Below are 4,594 nucleotides of genomic sequence, written 5' to 3'. Positions count from 1 at the left end.
TCCCGGATCTCCCGGACGAACTCCGAAAGCTCGCCCGAAAGCGTCCGGGCCGCCGCGCGCAGGGCCTCGGCGCTGCGCGACCGGATGATGCCCAGCACCCCCTCCGACTGGGAGAGGTCGATGCGCCCGTTGAGAAAGGCGCGCCGCGTGAACTCCCCGGGCTCCGCGAGGCGTGCCCCGCGGCGGAGCAGGGCCTCCAGGCAGAGCTGCGCCACCAGGGTGCCCCCGTGCGTATGGATCTCCACGACGTCCTCGCCCGTGTAGCTGCGCGGGGCCGCGAAGTGCACCACCAGCACCTGGTCGATGGGGCTCTCCCTGTCGTCCAGCAGGAACGCCAGCCTCATCTCGCGGGGCGGCGGAAAACCGTTCGGCCCAAAACGCAGCGTCGTCCTCGCGAGGGGCACGGCGTCGGGCCCCGACAGGCGCACGATGGCCACGCCCGCCTCCCCCCAGGCCGTGGCGATCGCCGCTATGGAATCAGAAAGCGCTTCCACGGCGCAGCACCCAGGCCTCGGCCTCGGATCGGCTGGAGACCCGGCCGGTCCCGACCGCCATATCCAGCCCGTTCAGGATCTCCCCAACCTTTCGCCCCGGGACCAGCTTCAGCAGGTCCATCACATCGCCGCCCGTGAGGAAGCGGTCCGAACCGTCCGTCTGCCGTTCCGTCGACGCGAAGCGCCGCAGCACCTGCTCCAGCCGCCAGCGGTTCCCCTTCACGATATCGATGCTCGGGAAACGCTCCGCCAGCGCGCTGCACGACGCAAACTCGAGCGTCATTCTCACGGCCTCCCGGCCGTACCGCAGCACGTCCCCGCAGAGCTCCTCCTCGGTCCGGGGCGCATGGAGCGAACGGTAGTTCATGATGATCGCGGACACCCTGTCGGCCGTGTCCGACGGGATGTTCCAGAGCCTGAGGTATCGGGAGGCGAGGTCCGTCACGGGACGGGGGTCCCCGACGTCGAGCGATTTCGTCCCGACGCGGCAGAACAGCCCCGCCAGCGCAAAGGCGTCGTTCTCCCTGATCTTGTGGATTCGGAGACGGTCCTGGATGACCCGCAGCGTCGCCATGGCGTGCTCGAAAAGGGTCAGGCCCGTCCTGGGCTCGACGATGTCCTTGAGCTCCTCGAACTCGGGCAGGAAGAGGGGGAACAGGCGGTAGCCGTCGCACAGGCGGGCGAAGTCGTGGGGACAGGCGCGCATCCCCCCCAGGATCTCGCGCCCCCAGCGTTCGGGGGCCGTGCTGCGGATGAGGCCGGGGTTCGCCTCGATGAAGGTCCGGACGTCCGTCTCGGTCTTCCAGAAGATGTCCATGGACAGCTCCGCGGCGAAGCGGAGCATGCGGACGATGCGCAGGGGGTCCCGGCGCACCAGCTCGATGTCGTCCCCCGTCAGGCGTATGACCCGGTTGCGGATGTCGTGGCGGCCGCCGAAGGGATCGACCACTCCCCAGTCGCTGCGGAACGCGATGGCGTTCATGCTGAAGTCCCTGCGGGCCAGGTCCTCCTCGATCGATCCGCCCTGCAGAAGGGCGACCTCGACCGGCATGTCCAGCACCGCCGTGCGAAGCACGGGAAAGCCGCCCACGGCGCCGACCGTCCCGTTCCCCAGCCGGCCGGCCAGGGCCCCGAGGTCGCAGGGTTCCGCGGTCATGGACAGGACGTCCGGCTGGAGGTCCATCGCGATCGTCCGTGCCGTGTTCCCCACGAGCCAGGCCTTTCCCCCAGCCTCCTCCACCGCCTTCAGAGCGCTCATATAGCTTCTCATTGCGCACCTCCCGGAATGCCGAAGACTCGAATACCGCACGAGGTCCGTCTTCCCTCCGCTTAAGTTTAACCCAAAAGGAGCCGGATATCCATTCGGAAAGGGGCGATCGAAGAGATTGTACGGAACGATGCTGCGGTTCGGCCCGGATCGCCCCGCCGGAGCTACAGGAGGGCGGACCAGAGGCGCCCCACGGCGGCCTGCACCTTCCGGATGAGGGGCCTGTTCCTCCGGCCCGACAGGGACTCCTCCTCGCAGAGCTCCTGGTCGTCCAGGAAGGCGCTCTCCAGCTGGGCCGCCAGCTCCTTCGAGCGCATGAAGGCCTGCACCTCGTAGTTGATCTCCAGGCTGCGCACGTCCAGGTTCGCGGTTCCGACCGAGGCGACCTCCGAGTCCGCGACCATCGTCTTGGCGTGGACGAAGCCCCCCTTGTAGCTGAAGACGCGGACGCCGTTCCTCAGCAGCGTGTCCACGTTGAACTGCGAGGCCCAGAACACCAGGGTGTGGTCCGCCTTCGAGGGGATGATGACGCGCACGTCGACGCCGCTCCGGGCCGCGATGGACAGCGCGTTGGACAGCGTCTCGCCCGGGACGAGATAGGGCGTCGTGATCCAGACTCGCCGGCACGCCGAGGCGATCATCTGAAAATAGCCGTCCGCTATGGCCCGGAAGGTGGGGCCGGGGCCGCTGGACGCGATCTGGACCGGGACCCCTTCCACGACGTCCTTCTTCCCGTCCTCCCCTCCGTTCTCCCCGCTCTCCGGCCCTCCACACTCCGCTTCGTCCGTTTTCCCGCCGGTCTTGTCGGCCCCGCCGACGCACTGTCCCCAGAGCTCCAGGAAGACGCGTTCCAGCTCGCGGACCGCCGGCCCCTCGAGGCGCAGGTGGGTGTCGCGCCACCGGCCCATCCTGGGGTCCCCGCCCAGGTACATGTCCCCGACGTTCAGCCCCCCGACGAAGCCGACTCCGCCGTCGACCACGACGATCTTGCGGTGGTCCCGATGGTTCAGACCGCTGCGGAACCGCGCGAAGGCCACCGGCATGAAGGCCCGGACCTGCACCCCGGCGGCCCGGAGCTCGTCGACGTACTCGCGCCCGATGCGCCAGCTCCCGACCGCGTCGTAGAGGAAACGGACCTTCACGCCCGCCCTCGCTCGATCGATCAGCAGTTTTTTTATCCGGGTCCCCAGCTCGTCGTGGGCCACGGAGAAGTACTCCATGTGGATGGTGCGGCGGGCCGAGGCCAGGGCCTCCTCGATGGCGGAGAAGGTCCGTTCCCCGTCCAGCAGAATGCGCACCGCGTTGCCTCGGGTCGGGACGGCTCCGCTCGAGACCTCCAGCAGGCGCTCCAGGCCGTCCGCCGCCTCGGGCGCAGCCCGGCCGGAGCGGTTTTTCGAACGCCGGCGGGAGCTCCGGAACACGCGCCAGCGGTGCGGGACGCTCCGCACGTTGGGGCCGAAGAACAGATAGGCCGCGAGCCCGATGTAGGGGAAGAGCAGGAGCGTGAAGAGCCAGAGGTTCGCGCGGTCCGGGTTGCTCTCCTCGAAGAAGACCGTGAGCGCGGCCACGACGACGTACACGCCCAGGATCCAGTAGACGTAGCGCTGCACCTCATCCCACAGGGAACGAAGCTGTCCCCAGACCTCCTCCGAGAGCGCGAGGCCCCCCTCGACCCATCGGACCGGGGACTCCCTCAGGGACGCGAGATAGCGCCAGCAGACGAACGCCGCCAGCAGAAGAAGCGTACAGCCGACGAGGGCCCTGAGGGAGATGCGCATGGCGACCGCCTCAGCCCTCCGCGGCCTGCTGGACGGCCAACGTCCCGGCGCGCCCCGGGATCTCGCGCATGACGACCTCGGACACGGGCAGCGGTGCGGCCCCATCGTCCACCGTCGCCGCGGCCCCGGCCCCGGCCAAAACCTCGCGCAGCGTCATGAAGGCCATCTCGCCCTCCAGGCAGGCGTCCAGCAGCGCCTCGAAGACCCCGCTCATCGCGCCGCCCTCCATCTCCGTATGGATGGTGTGGACGTTCACCCCCGGCTCCAGCAGGTCCAGGTACCGGTCGTTCACGGTGTCCGCGTCCAGGCCGTCCGTCCCCCAGAGCTCGTCCAGGGTCGGGAGCGTCGAGGGGATCTGCGGGGTGCGGAACGTCGTCCCGCCCATCCGGGGCAAAAACACCCGTGGTAAAGACGGTCCCGTCCCGCGGACGTCGCTGCAATAGGCGAAGCCCAGCTCGTCCTGGACGGCCAGGGCGTCGGGCGTCGTCTGCCAGCCCGGCGCGGCGCAGCAGGCCGGGGCCGTTCCCGACACCCGCTCGAAGAGCTCCATCGAGCGCGCGAACTGCTCGCGGACGGCCTCCCGGGAGAGCGACGGCAGCCGGTCCTGCCAGAACACGTGGTCCCACGCGTGGACGCCGCAGTCGTGCCCCTCGTCCACCGCCCGGCGCAGCAGGCCGGGGTCGGACTCCACGATCATCGGCGCGGGCAGCAGCGTCCCGTAGAGGAGGGTCTTCAGCCCATAGGTCGAGGGCGCCCGGGTGCGCAGCATCTTGGAGACGAAGCCCCTTCGGAAGATGCGCCGCACGGCCTTGCCGGAGTTGTCCGGCCCCATGGAAAAGAAGATCGAGGCCCGGATGCCCCGGCGCTTCAGCATGTCCAGAAGGCGCGGCAGCCCCTCCTGGTACCCCTTCAGCGTATCGACGTCGATCTTCAGCGCCAACGCGCAGTTGTCCGTCATCTTGCAAGAACTCCCCCCAAAACGGTCCCCGCGGGAAGGAGCGGAACCGCTCCGCCCCTCCCGCCGTCCTTTTCATCGTCCGCCCCGTCGTTCTCCC

The 4,594-nt window shown here is 69.2% G+C and carries 3 protein-coding genes and 1 pseudogene; all 4 read right to left on the bottom strand.

Features of this window, described 5'->3' with window-relative positions; translation table 11 throughout:
- Positions 1–494, bottom strand: a pseudogene (locus ABLA28_RS10580) (tRNA uridine-5-carboxymethylaminomethyl(34) synthesis GTPase MnmE); the annotation flags it as partial.
- Positions 478–1,764 (bottom strand): hypothetical protein, encoded by a 1,287-nt coding sequence (locus ABLA28_RS10575; protein ID WP_347713633.1) that lies wholly within the window; start codon positions 1,762–1,764, stop codon positions 478–480. The gene ABLA28_RS10575 and the pseudogene ABLA28_RS10580, both read right to left, overlap by 17 nt.
- Before the next feature lie 161 nt (positions 1,765–1,925).
- Complete coding sequence (cls, locus tag ABLA28_RS10570) at positions 1,926–3,539, bottom strand: cardiolipin synthase (protein ID WP_347713632.1); 1,614 nt, start codon at positions 3,537–3,539, stop codon at positions 1,926–1,928.
- 10 nt (positions 3,540–3,549) lie between these two features.
- Positions 3,550–4,497 (bottom strand): polysaccharide deacetylase family protein, encoded by a 948-nt coding sequence (locus tag ABLA28_RS10565; protein ID WP_347713631.1) that lies wholly within the window; start codon positions 4,495–4,497, stop codon positions 3,550–3,552.
- Positions 4,498–4,594: the final 97 nt, after the last annotated feature.

This window comes from uncultured Fretibacterium sp., assembly GCF_963544685.1.
Lineage (GTDB): Bacteria > Synergistota > Synergistia > Synergistales > Aminobacteriaceae > CAJPSE01.
This window is presented reverse-complemented; position numbering and strand designations above follow the sequence as displayed.